Genomic DNA, 13,941 nt, shown 5'->3' with positions numbered 1-13,941 from the left:
CTCAAATCTAGAAGATCTAGAGCACAAGGTCGCGGTTATTTCATGGGATAGAAATACTTTGAATTGGGTATGTAGATTAAAGATTCATACTAAATGGCAGCGTTACCTAGTTTCACTGCCATCCTCCACTCAGTTACCTTACTTTAACTTCGCTCTGCCCTAAAGCCATCTATTCCCCTTGCTTTGCCTATAACCATGCCATTTACCCTTGTTTGTTTTGGAGAGGCTTATTTTCGAGAAAAAAAGCTGCTCTTTGTTGTGCTTCTTCTTCCGTATCAGCAACCAACCACTGGGACACTTCGGCATCTATAGCTTTTGCTCTAGATCGTTCTCTGTTAGCTTCGTCAGCACTTGAATAAGGCCCACAGGCAATTGTGGCTCCATCAGGTAATTGTCTAAACCCAAACCAATAATTCATAGCGTTTTCCCTCTACTCGACTATTCTGAATGTTGCTCGACGTTTTTCAGCACGTTCGCCACTTTATTATCGCGCCTTAGCAACTTTACCATCCAAACTCCGTTGACTAACACTGGATCACAGCATCTCAGATATTTACCATTCGACCATCTCCCCGATAGAAGCACTCAGAGTCCACCTGGCTTACAACATAATAAAAAACACTTACCGATCCTCTTTGCTAAAACCCAAGAGAAATTCTAATGATGTCGTGAAAAACGCAACTCCATAGGGGGTAGCGAGATTTTATTCAAATACAATCCCTTCTTTTGACGGACGTAATACCAATTTACTTAGCACGTTCTCAATATGCAGAAGTGCTATACCGATCGCTTCTTTTAATGCAGTCCAAGTGTCATAGCTAACTTGGTTCTTAGTTCGTTCAGATACATAACGTTTAGCCGTTTCGCATAAATGACTTAAGTCTGAATAGGCGGTGTTCACCCCAAGTTTAGCTGGCAGATAGTCCCTAGCGTCAACTAAGTATAATTCGAGGTCAACGACCAAACGCTGGATCACTTTCAGATCTGTTGATTCAAATGAAGTGTGCAATGAAGCCTTTATTGAAGCTGTGCTTTTGGCAATTTTTTTATCTAAGTGGGTTACTTGTTCAGCCAACTCACTCGTGTAAAACTCGTGATTTTTTTCTTGATATGGCAGCTCTTTATTGAGCCTTTTTAGGTGCGGGGTCATTATCAATCTACTTGTTGGTAGTACAGTATTCTAAGGCGTTGTTGAAAGCATCAATTTGAGCCTGTGTTTCGAGCTCTTTGAAAGGACTATTCTCTTTTAACATGTAAAAATTATCACGGCCAACTTTAACCGAACAAAGTTCATTACTCTGCACTAATGAGTCCAACCTTTTAAATGCTGCATCCCTACTAATCTTTAAGACGTTCGCAAGTTCAATGCTTCTTATTCTACCGTGAGAGTGCAGCAACTTCTCTATCACCTTAGTATCTAGAACATCGCTACCACGGACCGCCCCCCTCCCCACGATCAATACATCAAGTTCATTGAGATACTTCCCTGAATCAATAGTCGGCCCCATCACTATTGGCTTAAACCCGAACCCTTTTTGATAGTATGAGTAAGGTCCATACATAACGAATCGCCAGTTAAATGAACTCGATTCTAAAGATTTATAGTAATTCATATGCCTTGTCGCCGTTGCGCGACTAACATTAAACGTAGACACAATGTCATTAATATTAATTTTATCGAATACATCAAGGTGAGCTTCTATGAAACGATAGATCAATTGGTTAAACAAATGTTTTGGCTTTAATTCAACCAGCATAACTCTCTCTCTAAAGGATCTATGTTGTCTCAAATTACGCGAGCGAATTAGAAATACAACTAAAGATGAATGTACGATGCCGTATCTTCACAACACGATCTAATTAAATGAACGATAGCATAAACCTAGAGCAAAATGCATTGCTAACGCAAAAAGCGCACGAAATCTTGAGTCAAAGGTTTAACCTAAAAACCAGTATTAAACAACTGGACAAAAGCTCACTCATTCAGGTGGGAGAGCACTACTTAGCGCTGATACACAACGGAAAGGTTTACTGTCGCTCATCAGAAAAACAATCAATATGGTGTAATGAAGAGCCAATTCACTCCTTTGAATCAAGTAGAACCCATCTAAAAGCTTACCGTGAAGTAGACTTCAACATTTTTAAGACAGTTGATTTTTACGAAAGTAACTTACTTCCGACATATAAAGAAATCCGGTACAAACGCTCAATAAGGCTTGGTTTGCCAGTCAACGACCGCATTAAAGTAAAAGGTGGCATCAAAACCCTGTTATCTGATATTGGCATTAACACTAAAAACGACCTTATACAAAGAGGAGTTGTGTCGACTTACATAGAAATGCGAAAAAACACGACAAAAGAGCTTCAAGATTCGATGCTATACACACTTCAAGGGGCCATTGATGAGGTTCCAGTTCCAATGGTCAAAAATGAAAAACGTAAGGAGTTGCTTGCCGAATATCGCCTTCTATCCATGAATAGTGTTGGACAAAACATAAACAGAGAAGATGTGAGAATAATGTCCAATTTAGGGCGTATAGAAATTCTTAAGCAAGTAGAACACAAGTTGCTTCAAAGCCCCAATCTTGAAGACATGTACACTGATGCCATATTAGGGCGCTCAGAACAATCGTGGCAGGTAGTGGAATTTATTTTAGGTGTACTGGAAGACAAATACACCAAAGCTCATAGCGCAGAATATGCCGGTGAAATACTGCTCGCAGTCAAAGCATCCAAAGCAATTGACTACTTCTTAAATGTAGGTTTATGCCAACAAGTGGGCTCACCTTTAACTCAAAAACACATCAAAGCTTACGAAGCCGGATACATAAAAGGAATGGTCGCTCCTTTATCTATCATGCCTGCATTTGAAAAAATGAAAATGCTGCAAGAAAGAGATACAGGTTTGTGGGACTACGTTCAAAATCGATTTATTGAAGAAGTGGAAAATGCTCGTACCGAGCAAGCCCTTTTGAATATGTATCGTGCAACACTTTTAAAGATTATCAACTCAAAGAGTACACCAAAAAAAATAATAAATTGTATCCACTTAGCCTTAGCTACGCCGAGCTCCCAAGTGGCGTAAAAAAAACTCCCTAGAACGAGGGAGTTTTTTCAGATTAAAGTGAACACGCGATACATCGAACTGTACGAGCATCTTCGTCATAAGAATCTTCCCGTAACTCTTCATTATTGAAGTTAGTGCGGAAATGCCCTATTGCGATTAGCTCCCCAAGTTCAACATCAAGGTCCTCGATTCGCTGTACATCCTTTCGAGCTTGTTTCACTTCCATTGTGCGGTAGCCATGCTTATCTGAATACTCTATCAATTGTTTAAGATAGAGATATTCTCCTAACCTGGTGATAGCACGAAGTGTAAAGTCGATCTCTAGGTATGACACGCCTTGCGACCAAGTGTACACGCCTTCTTCATCATAGTTAACGTCAGGAAGCAATCTCTTTGGAAATCGCATCTGAATACAAACCACATGACTAGTTGCATCATAACCATCAACACCACTGAAATAAGCGTCAGCCACGCACTGACGGTGGTAGAAGTAGCCCTTAACTGCGCGTGATAAACCTCCCTGCGAAGTAGAGTAGGTTATTACCTTATGACTATAGCCACCATAATTATTAAAACCATGCCCCATAGAATAAGGACTAATCAAAACCTCTACAGCAACATAAATGTCAACGAACTCATCAGGAACACTTTCTGTTCGCTCCCAAAATTTTGGTTTGACAGAGTCCCCAAATAGAGACAGCAACTCATTTACGTTTAGTGCAGGTTCAACATCCGGTTTTGCTTCATCATTTTCACACTTCGAGGATTCGCTTAGTTTAGTCAAATCAAAAATTGATAGCTGATCATCACACACAGGCTTTACAACTTTCTTTTTCTTTTTGACTAGCGAATTACCGACATAATCCCAATTGACACCGAAATCATCAAAGCGCGAATTACCTCCAAGTAAATCATGAACCGTGAACGATTCCTTCCCTTCGGTAATAAGCTTCGGTAATGGGAAGCGCGAATAAAACAAGCTAGGCTGTAAAGGATGTTCTGAATCATCGTATGTTTCTATGATATTTTGTGACAGTTTCTCTACACTCTTACCAAGCTCAAAGTGCTTTCGGTCCCAAGTAGCTAAACTTATCAGCTCTTGACGACTCTGAAAGAAGCAATTCAAGCAGCCTGAGCGAGATTTACCTCTGAAATATGCCACAGATAGAACACCAAGCTCTGCACCAAGACGCATTACTTGTTCTCTGGTTATCTTCTGGTCAATAAATGGATGAACACTTTCAACACGATCTATGCCTAGCAAACCTTTGCGATCCCGCTCATCATAGCGGAGCCCCGCAGCATTAACACAGATAGTTTCAGGATTCTCCAATGCACCCGAGAGATAATCTTCAAATGTTCTAATTTTGATCATTGCAGTACACCAACGTTGCCGCGCCGAGGGTAAGTACCCATTAGTAGCGATCATCTCAAACAGAGACTTCTCCGGCTTAGCGACTGTAACTTTCATATTTAAACGAGAGCTTAAAATATCAAGTATTTCATACACATCTTCGGGTTCGTTACCGCTATCTGAAAATATAGCTTCAAAGGGCAATGAAGGATTCTTAACAGCCAACACCAATGCTAGAACACTGCTGTCAGCCCCCCCACTAACGCCTAAGAAATAGTGCTTGTGAGGTTCCACATCCATTTTAAAATCCCAATCTGGCATGATTTCGTCTATTAAGTTTTCAGCTAACTTTAAAAACTCTTCATCCCGACCTCGATTTTCCAATACCCTAAACTGTGTTTTGATAACTCGTTTACGCTTTGCCATATCTATTTATCCCCTATAATTATTTAATAGAAACCCTCTCCCAAACAATTGGGAAAGGGTTAAGTTGGTACTTAGAACTTAAGCCCAAAGTGATTGATTTCTTTTTTATCGCTCTCTGTGTATTCAGTAATGTAAGACTGAAGTCCGTGGTTAGCGAGGTATCCAAAAGAAGTCAACGTTGGCAAAAGCAAACAAAAAGTTAGCAAGTGCCAAAATCCGATATGTTGCTCATAAGATGAGACAATATCTGTCAGGTATGCGATTAATTCTTGCATTCGGTTATCCCCTATAATCAATTGAAGTTATGCAAAAGCATAAAATGACTATACAGCTTTTTGCTGGATTGAGAAAGATTACCGTGCAATTTACGAAGTCATTAAACGAAGAAAGGAGCCATCATGGCTCCTTTCTTACTCTCACCTCTAATTAACCTCAGAGGCCTACAAGCTATCGTCAACAACAATCCCACTTGCTACCCAAGCATTACCTTTTAACTGATAGATGCCATTATCGTCGAATGAATATGTTTTCTTGCACTCAAATACGTTGTACACAGAGTCATACTTCAAGACTTCTGTTCTGGCGTTTTGAATCTCAACCTCACTAAATTCAGTCGCATCACCATAAAGTTCATTGATTAAACCGGACACTGATTTTTCATTGATGACAGTAATCGTCTCACCCACATCACACTGTGCGTATACACCAATAGACAGTGTTGATGTTAAGTACAATGCAAATAGATTGGCACATTTCATTTATTTTTCCCCTTTGATAAAGTTAAGAATGCTAAGCACTAGTTCAATATTACACGGTGGTTCGAAATCCTCCAAGCAGTTAGACATACATCGTCTCACATTTCGTAGGGAGCCCCCCTAAATACACTTTACTCGCAGAAGGTCAGAACAATCAGTGTAGTAATCTTCTAACCTTGAATACTGTATACTGTCGCCCTCTCTTTCCATATATGCTCTTTTCTGGGCCCCGAAAATGATAGTACCCTTACCAAACCGCGCATTTAGGGAATCAATTGCCGTATTCAACTTATCTTTGTTGTCAAAACGATTAAATAAATCAAGCTGTTTTTTCTCCCCATCGACCATATGAATTACCCCTACCCCCAACTTATAAATAGGTTGCCAGCAAAGATCTTTAGGCAAGAGCTTGTCTACAATTCCCCTCAAACTAGCAAGAGCATGAATAGTATCTGTCATGCCATTTTCAAATTGCACGTCAACAGTGCGTGAATACGGCTCACACTTATCGTAACTACTTGTGGAAACTAGAAACCTCATACGTAGAGCCTCGGTCTTGTTTTCGCGCACTTTTCGCATAACCTCCCCACAGTGATATGAGAGTTCAGATTGAAGCTTGTCCCTACATTTGAGTCGATCCCTGTATGATTGAGTTGACCAAATTTGCTTCTTCTTCGTTCTAGAATCATCAAAGTTGAGAACGGAAATCGAATTCAATTCAGTTATTACATTAGCGAGGTTTATTGAGTATTTCCGCTGATACACAACAGGGTCACACGTCATTAATTGAAGGGCAGTTATTATACCTTCATGTGTCAAACTACGGGCATATGACTTTCCAATGTTCCAAACCTTATCAATGGGCAACCGAGCCAACACTTTCTCAACATGACTTTCGTTTTCTAGTACACATACACCTTTATACTCCGGCGAGTTTTTAGCGGCCCAAGAAGCACATTTAGCTAATGTGATTGTTTTACCGACGCCACCTCCAATGGCGACCCCAGTTTCCTTATAAACCTTCTTCCTCAAGCTTAATATGAACTCCTCCAAATCAACATTAATGCTATGCAAATAATGCAAATCAACAATGACCTCATCGACCGAATAGCGATGAACTCGAGCCCCTACGCAACTTGACTCAATGCAACTCATAAACCGATCTGATATATGGCTCATAGTATTAAAATTCGACTTAAAAATGGCTCCATCAAGTACCTTTATTTTTTCAGCATCTAACCAAATAGGATTAAACTTCTTTATTCCTAACTTTGTGCAAGCTCGATTTGCAGCAATACTAATGCCTTGACCTGCAACAACAATAACTGGCCTCCCCCTCAATTCAGGCCTGTAAATACAACTAGCCTCTGCATAAAAAGCGGTACCATCTAGCAAGGCGAACACAATAAGTCCCTATGTAGTCGGATACTATATCGAACAACACCATGCAGTCGTAAGTAATCTCCTGCTGTAACTTTATATGGTTTGAAATTGGGGTTGTCCGACATAAGCGTTCGAGACAGGCAGTTAACTCGCTTACACACCAAATCATTATTTAACGCTAACACGCAAACATCATTTTCTTCGACATTTAGGTGCCGTTCTAACAACAAGAGATCATCATTGAAGATATGAGGCAACATTGAGTTTCCATCGGCCCGACAAACCAAAGTCGAGTGCTCTCGCTCAACTAATAATTTGTGCAAATCCAGTTCGTTCATATCTGTATGATTGGGAATAAATTTAGACGGGGTACGAAAATGGTGAATGGACATTGTAATAACGCCAATGACAACAAGGTCACTCAAATCAATTTTTTGGCTCTCTCGATGTAGTAGTGCTTTCTTACTGACGACTTCTTTATCACCAAAAAAGTCGACCAACAATAAATCCGTAAGGACAGGGTTCCTAGAAGAGTCAACTAACAACCAGTCACCTTTAGCAACACCATTGGACAGGTAGTCACAAGGACTTTCATATAACCTCATGGAAGATGGTGAATGCACAAACATGGATGATAAATTAAGAGCACATTTTCGAAACGAAATGGTCGGATTTTCAAAGCCGGTAATCGAAGCAGACACTTTGTTCTTTATAATCAACATAACCGTAATCATACTGTATAAAAACACAGTATTGCAATATGCACACGGGTTACAAGTGCCGCTGAACCCCAATTCCTTACCTTTCAACGTAAAAAAGGAGCCAAATTGGCTCCTCTTTTTTAATCACCTAGTGATTCTTCTACTCGACGCTGATACGTTGAAATTTTTTGCTCTAACGCTTTTGGCGAAAACTTACCACTGAATTTAGTGCCGTTTTCTTTGAAAGCGTATTTGCGCAATGCAACCTTAGATTCTCCGGTTTTTGACTGCATAGCAGCTTCAAAATTATGGTATTCCGCAATCTCCTCCAAAGCATGAAGACAAGTTTTAACTGCCTGCTTTCTTGATAAGAACTTGCGAGAAACCCACCACCCTGTAAATGAAGTTATTGCCGCTGCCAAAAAGGTAAAGAAACCTGAAATTAGAGCTGATAACACTTCAGGCGCAGTTAACGCTACCTGAAAAGCATCTGTGAAAGATGTATGTGTCATGCGGTTGTCCCCTATAGTTAATTAAGATAAGCCCCTTCAATTTTGAAGAGGCTTTGGTAAACATACTAGTTAAAGTAGATCTCAATCCGTCTATCTAACTCATCAGAATCAGTTTCATATTTTCTTACTGCTGTTTCTAATTGAGTAAAATATGGTTCGGATAATATCTCTTTTCCTAGATACTTAATGTCATTGGAAGATTCATTAGTACACTCCTGATCAATGGTCAGAATTGTTCCATTGTCGCGATAGTAACAATCCCACTGCTGGGTGTTAGGATCAAAATAACGTTCTTTCGAGCGATCACCTAATGTAACCAAAACACGAGTTAAACCGGAGTTGTCAAAATTATCTTCTGCAACAACTGACCCAAAATTTTCGACCCATTTCATATATTGCACGGTACGAACAGGTCCATCTTCCACAACAACGGCCCCAACCTTATTAAGTCTCTCAGCACGAAGCATTTCGACACCCATAGCATTAGTCCAAAATGATAGACTAGAAACACCACTATGTTCGGAAAGGTTCCCGTATTCATAGAACAGGTAGGTAGATGCTGAACCAGTATTCTTGACAATTGCCGCTGTACACTCCGAGTGCTTAACGAACTCAACACCGTCAAAGTAACCAATTTCAATACCATCAAAAGACGCTATTTTTTCAACCTGGTGCTCTCTATTGTCAATTGAAACAGAGGTGCAATCGTAGGTATCCGTGATGACCTCTCCTTGATCACATCCTAGAAGAGATGTGCAAAGCAAAAGCGCAAAAGTAAAGTTTTTCATGAGAAGTTTTCCCCTATAGTTAATTAAAATATACAACTAAGTGCTCAGCCAATATACCAGAGAAATATTAAGCAATCACCTACAGCATCACAGAATCGCAATAAAAAAGCCGAGCACAAGGCTCAGCTTTAAGGACAACTAAAAATTGAAACTTCTATTTTCAGCTAAGATCATCGCACAGTCTTGAATATAGCTCAGTATTTCTATGTGACTGTCCTGCGCTTCTTCCATACTGAACTGGACCCCACTCCCATCTGTCATGGAAGCATTAATTACGCGAGAGGTGAATGCATAATCCGATAGAGATGCCATCGCCCACAAAGATTCACAACCACTCAGTGAGACCGCACGTTTTGTACGCTCGCTCAAGTCATCGACCTCTAAAATGTCATCCACGCTTATACGTTTCAGATCTTCTAGCGCTCGATAAATCGTTCTTAATCGCTGCTCTTTTGAATCTTTCAAAATACTCTTAAAAAAGTTAACAATTTCTACGTTCATTGCGAGCGGCCAATGCTTGGCAAATGGAATAGACTCAGGATAAATGGGGGTACCCCAAATTGAAAATTGCACATCCATCGTTATGCCAAGGTTATCAGTCACCGCTATAGTGAAAGGCAAACCAGTTATCGTTTTAATATTCATTGCGTTAGTTCGGTAAGGAGTCGGTTGATTGATCAACAGCATCGTAAATTCAGGGATAGACTCATCTTCCGACTTTACTGTCAAAACCTTACGAGAGTACGATTTCTTATGCGCCACCTGTAACTTTAAGTCTTCGATGTCTCTTAATGCCCTCTCATGCTTTTTATCTAAAGTATCCAACACTTTTTTGGGAACATACTCAACAATTTTCCCTTTCCGAGATTTCTTACCACTATTAATAGGATTTTTTTGCAATTGGGAAAGCTCATTAATTAAGCTCACATTCTGTCTCTGTAAGGCATCAAATTTGCGCGCAAATGTAAGCCCACTTTCAAACAACTTTCCAAAAACCTTTATGAATGAAGACAGGTCATTCAATGATGGTTTTTTAAAGACCAAACTGTCAGATCGCTTTGGTATATGAGTCTTGATGAAATTCTCGTACTCATCAAACTCCCGAGCATGAAGCCGTTTACTTAAGATTTCCGCACCAGAACAGATACTATTATAGATAGAGAGTTCTAATCTCAACGATTGAACTGTCCCCTCTAAATCATTAATACGAACTTGGGCTGATTGGTCAGATGCACGTTCATTAGCAAGCTGAAATATTACTGAAAATAGGAAGCGTCCAACATTAACACAATCATTTAAACTAGGATCGTCCAAGCTAGTAGCTGAGTTAGCTAGTAGTTGAAAATCATCGAAGTGTTTCAGGAAATCAGAAGTTGTACTTGGCACTTCAGCATCAAAGGTAGAAAGCAGAATACTCAATGCTCTTGTAATTGAAACTCTAGCCATACTTGGCTGTTTAGCTTCGATTGCGTCGTGCGCACATTTCATGTGCGCGTTATATGTAATTAAGTCCATAATTCTTCAAAACCATTGAATAGATGGGTAATAGATTTGCCAGTTGGAAGAAAGTTAACTTTTAACTGATCCACATTACATATCGGTAGAACCTCTATGCTAACCTTGCCTCGAGATATCTCTAAAGCGTCCTTCAACTTTGACACGTCAAACAACGCATATTTAGAACCTATCAAATACTTTGCAAATTCGAACGCATCTGCATCAATCCCTATCCGTGTACCAATACACTGAGCAGAGGCTTCAGACGGAAGAATAGAGGAATCACTGACATTGGGCGATAATTCGACAGCTTTTTGTGATGCATAGATGATGACATTAGTAATATTGTTAAGCTCGCAATAGTTTACGACAGAAGAGACTTGGTCTTTAAAAAAATCAATTTTAGCGGCCATATTTCACTCCGAACAATAACTTGTATTGAAACAACACCAATACGGAAAAATTCTAGCCACCATAAATATTCCCATTTAATTTACGGGTCAGTAGCTAACTTAGGTATATTGTGTAGCAAAGTTACGGGAACGCAAGTCGATATTAGATTGGCAGGAAGTGCAATGAATGAGGCAAGGATTAGCTGTTAATTTTTTGAGATCAATATAATCCCAGCATTGTCGACAAAGACCATATTCATCTGCCTTGATTGCTTCAAGCACTTCATTTTGAATAGAAATAACACCCTCTAGCCTGTTAATTTCTGCAAGTATTCTACTTTCTTCCTCAAATAAAGACCCTTGATCATTCTTGTCGGTTGAGTTGAAGTTAAATCGTAAATCTTTGAATGACTGAGTATTTTGTCGAAGACGTTCTTCTGATTCAATCTTCAGAAGCTTTACTCTTTCAATGAGTGGTTGCAATTGTTCTTTGGAATCCATTCTTCGGCCTCTTTGAATAAAAACGAATGGAATCTATGAGCTTTACTAGAGCCCATCAAGCAAAAACTTTCAATCTATCTATGATGTCTCAAAAATTTATTTATATAACTCACTTTTGTGATAAAAAGCCCTACCACGTGTGGTAGGGCTAAATAAATGAATCAAGCGTCATTCAAATTTAAGAAGAACTCTTCAAGCCGAGCTAACTGCCCCTTACTCATCTTACTGACGTTAATTGTTACTTTACTCTGTTCTTTCTTCTGTTCAATTTTAACCTTGATAGAACCAACATTGAAATCACGCTCGAATGCTGAAACATTCGTACTTGGTTGTGACTTCAGATTTTTTAGGGCTACTACGAACGCTTTGTGCACTAGCTCATTATATTTATCAAGATCTTCCTTGTATTGTTTTCTGAGTTCGGTAACTTTTGATTTATCGAGAGAAGCAAAATCCTCCTCTAGATTTTCCATCTTAAATGGGTCCACTGGTTTTTCGAAATCAAACTTAATAGAATCTACGAACGAATTAACATCATGCTCTAAGCTACGTAGGTTATGTTCGATGGAACCTAAAGTTGTATAGATTTTTGTTGGTAAATCATCACCGTTTACAAACATTTGAATAAACGCATCTGGTAAAAGAGCAGATCTAATTTCTCGCTTAGTTGTTTCGTATTTCTTTGGATCTATGGATTGCAGTTCCATGATTCTAGAGACGCAAGCATCCAGACCCATTTCTTCAACATTCCCGCCATTGTCTTTGATGTATTTTAGCTTAACCAAGCCTTTTTCACGCCAACTAAGAGGCTTACTCTTGGTTGTCATCTCCGCTATTTCACGGGCATCAAGCATATCCAGTTCTGGGAATACCCAAATCAAAAACGGACGATTGGTTAATTTAGCAACGAAGAATCGACGGGAACCATCAAGTATATAAAATACAGTCTCGCCACCTTCCTCCACCACAATACCAATAAGGTCCATCCTAACCCCAAGCGCATCAATATCATCATAAATATCGCTAACGGCTTCCATGCTCAGCGACTCTTGCTGACGACCATTTTCTGGGTGAATTCGAAATTTATGAAAGTCTTTAGGATCTACTCTTTTGAGAGTACCTGTAACCTTTTTGCCACTAGACAATTCATACGTTTTTTCAGTGATGTCATCTAGACTCACTCTTGCACGAGTCCCCGCTTTTGAGCTATTAGTTTCGCGTCCTTTTGGAGTAAAACTACTCATAACTCACCATCCTCAATTTTATCTACAAGCATCTCAAAGAAACTGTCAGCGAACTCATATGCTGCGGTTTTAGCTGAATTTAGAGCAGATGAGTCTCCTTCGTACGTTTTGGCCGAAGCAGCAATGACCGTTTCAAAATTCTCACCACAGCGTTCGAAGCCATCAAGTTTTGGAAGTGCTTTGGGTAAAAAGTTTTGCGAGCCAAACACACTCTTCGCCAGTGAGTGGGCTTCATCATGGTCTCGTTTGTTTTCGTCAAATTTGGTCATATAACCAATTTGCACTAAGTTTTCACTAATAAGATCTTCAGGTTGGCGTTTGTTAATGTTCTCGCGCAAAGTCGGAAGTTGTTTTACGTACTTCAACGTACTATGAAGATCTACCTGAGCTGGGGGACAAGGTGTAAACAAAGCATCGACAGCGCATAAAGTGTTCTCTAATAACGGGTCGATATGAGGACCAGTATCTAAGAAAATAATATCGTAATGATCCGAAAGCTTATCGATAAGATTCAACTTAAGTAGAAGCAGAGGGTTCATATGTTTAAGATCTTCGTCGTCTCTCCATAGATCGTAGAGACGTGAAGCAATAAAGCCATCATCGATAGATGAAGGGATGACATCTACACCGCTAATCTGTGAAGGTTGGCAGAAATGTTCTAATAAATCCTCAGTCGTTAAATCATTTAGCATTGCTTGCACCGCAGTACATTGAACATCACCAACGGCTAAACTACGATTTAAAAACATTGTCGCACTACTCTGAGGATCTAAATCTACAACCAGAATTTTCAAGTCATCTGCAATGCGGCGTTTATGTGTACGTAAAGCGTGTGCAACTGTGACTGTCGAACTACTTTTAGTAGCTCCACCTTTCAAGTTGGCAAAAGAGACGACTAAACAACGATTATTGAAACGCTCTTTGAAGGTTTTAAAACCAAGCTTTTTATAGATAGCGCAAGCATCATCAATACTAAGGTGGGTCGATTTCACTGAACCAGTTGTTTTACTCTCAAAAACATAACCTTCACCTTCCAATTCACGCATTGCCTGTTCAATTAGCGGCTTTTTTAAACCTGGTAACGTTTGAAGCGAATTTTTAGTAAACGCCCAACCACCAGAACGTGACGGTGTGTAAGTTGTTGGAACACTGGCTTCAATGTCAGCATTAAAAGTCATAGCGGATAGTGCTCTATCTGCTCTTTCACTTAAGGTATCGATGGTTCGCATTGTGATGCTCCGTTGGAATGTTTTTTTAACTATACAACACAACAATTTTTTGTGCGACGGATTTTTCCGAAAATTCGAAAAAAGTCGACAAA

At 39.6% G+C, this 13,941-nt stretch carries 16 protein-coding genes; 1 reads left to right on the top strand and 15 read right to left on the bottom strand.

All coding sequences use genetic code 11. The features are described from left to right. Positions 1–202: 202 nt before the first annotated feature. From J4N44_RS26920 to J4N44_RS26910, 3 genes are all read right to left on the bottom strand, one after another. Complete coding sequence (locus tag J4N44_RS26920; RefSeq protein WP_252045871.1) at positions 203–418, bottom strand: hypothetical protein; 216 nt, start codon at positions 416–418, stop codon at positions 203–205. A 285-nt stretch (positions 419–703) separates the two neighbouring features. Beyond that, entirely contained in the window at positions 704–1,150 is a 447-nt protein-coding gene (locus J4N44_RS26915; RefSeq protein WP_252045870.1) for a hypothetical protein, read from the bottom strand. A 7-nt stretch (positions 1,151–1,157) separates the two neighbouring features. After that, entirely contained in the window at positions 1,158–1,757 is a 600-nt protein-coding gene (locus J4N44_RS26910; RefSeq protein WP_252045869.1) for a hypothetical protein, read from the bottom strand. A 107-nt stretch (positions 1,758–1,864) separates the two neighbouring features. Between J4N44_RS26910 and J4N44_RS26905 the strand changes: the two genes are divergently transcribed. After that, complete coding sequence (locus J4N44_RS26905) at positions 1,865–3,085, top strand: TfoX/Sxy family DNA transformation protein (RefSeq protein WP_252045868.1); 1,221 nt, start codon at positions 1,865–1,867, stop codon at positions 3,083–3,085. Positions 3,086–3,119: 34 nt separating this feature from the next. Here the strand turns inward: J4N44_RS26905 and J4N44_RS26900 are convergent, their stop codons facing one another. The 12 genes from J4N44_RS26900 to J4N44_RS26845 all read right to left on the bottom strand — a co-directional run bounded on the left by J4N44_RS26900 (position 3,120) and on the right by J4N44_RS26845 (position 13,849). Next, on the bottom strand, positions 3,120–4,847 hold the full coding sequence (locus J4N44_RS26900; protein WP_252045867.1) for a phosphoadenosine phosphosulfate reductase domain-containing protein: 1,728 nt from the start codon (positions 4,845–4,847) through the stop codon (positions 3,120–3,122). A 71-nt stretch (positions 4,848–4,918) separates the two neighbouring features. Beyond that, complete coding sequence (locus tag J4N44_RS26895) at positions 4,919–5,122, bottom strand: hypothetical protein (RefSeq protein ID WP_069218828.1); 204 nt, start codon at positions 5,120–5,122, stop codon at positions 4,919–4,921. A 165-nt stretch (positions 5,123–5,287) separates the two neighbouring features. Then, the gene (locus tag J4N44_RS26890) at positions 5,288–5,605 is read right to left on the bottom strand and encodes a hypothetical protein (protein ID WP_069218829.1); all 318 of its coding nucleotides are present in this window, start codon (positions 5,603–5,605) and stop codon (positions 5,288–5,290) included. Between the two features lie 117 nt (positions 5,606–5,722). Beyond that, a complete protein-coding gene (locus J4N44_RS26885) occupies positions 5,723–7,006 on the bottom strand; it encodes a Y-family DNA polymerase (RefSeq protein ID WP_252045866.1) in 1,284 nt (427 codons plus the stop codon). Then, positions 6,991–7,707: a S24 family peptidase gene (locus tag J4N44_RS26880; RefSeq protein ID WP_252045865.1), complete on the bottom strand. Its 717-nt coding sequence runs from the start codon at positions 7,705–7,707 to the stop codon at positions 6,991–6,993. Before J4N44_RS26880 ends, J4N44_RS26885 begins: the two co-directional genes overlap by 16 nt. Before the next feature lie 119 nt (positions 7,708–7,826). Further along, complete coding sequence (locus J4N44_RS26875; RefSeq protein WP_069219011.1) at positions 7,827–8,198, bottom strand: hypothetical protein; 372 nt, start codon at positions 8,196–8,198, stop codon at positions 7,827–7,829. A gap of 65 nt (positions 8,199–8,263) precedes the next feature. Then, complete coding sequence (locus J4N44_RS26870; protein WP_252045864.1) at positions 8,264–8,986, bottom strand: hypothetical protein; 723 nt, start codon at positions 8,984–8,986, stop codon at positions 8,264–8,266. 138 nt (positions 8,987–9,124) lie between these two features. Further along, positions 9,125–10,501: a hypothetical protein gene (locus J4N44_RS26865; RefSeq protein ID WP_252045863.1), complete on the bottom strand. Its 1,377-nt coding sequence runs from the start codon at positions 10,499–10,501 to the stop codon at positions 9,125–9,127. Beyond that, the gene (locus J4N44_RS26860; protein WP_252045862.1) at positions 10,492–10,896 is read right to left on the bottom strand and encodes a hypothetical protein; all 405 of its coding nucleotides are present in this window, start codon (positions 10,894–10,896) and stop codon (positions 10,492–10,494) included. The genes J4N44_RS26865 and J4N44_RS26860 overlap by 10 nt, the downstream gene beginning before the upstream one ends. A 99-nt stretch (positions 10,897–10,995) precedes the next feature. Beyond that, complete coding sequence (locus J4N44_RS26855; RefSeq protein ID WP_252045861.1) at positions 10,996–11,376, bottom strand: TraR/DksA C4-type zinc finger protein; 381 nt, start codon at positions 11,374–11,376, stop codon at positions 10,996–10,998. A 161-nt stretch (positions 11,377–11,537) separates the two neighbouring features. After that, positions 11,538–12,620 carry a hypothetical protein gene (locus J4N44_RS26850; RefSeq protein WP_252045860.1) on the bottom strand — a complete coding sequence of 361 codons (1,083 nt, stop codon included), beginning with the start codon at positions 12,618–12,620 and terminating at the stop codon, positions 11,538–11,540. After that, the gene (locus tag J4N44_RS26845) at positions 12,617–13,849 is read right to left on the bottom strand and encodes an AAA family ATPase (protein WP_252045859.1); all 1,233 of its coding nucleotides are present in this window, start codon (positions 13,847–13,849) and stop codon (positions 12,617–12,619) included. The genes J4N44_RS26850 and J4N44_RS26845 overlap by 4 nt, the downstream gene beginning before the upstream one ends. Positions 13,850–13,941: the final 92 nt, after the last annotated feature.

Origin of the sequence: Vibrio sp. SCSIO 43155 (assembly GCF_023716605.1) — a bacterium.
GTDB lineage: Bacteria > Pseudomonadota > Gammaproteobacteria > Enterobacterales > Vibrionaceae > Vibrio > Vibrio harveyi.
Note: the sequence above shows the minus strand (reverse complement) of the source record. Positions and strands in the feature narration are given on the sequence as shown.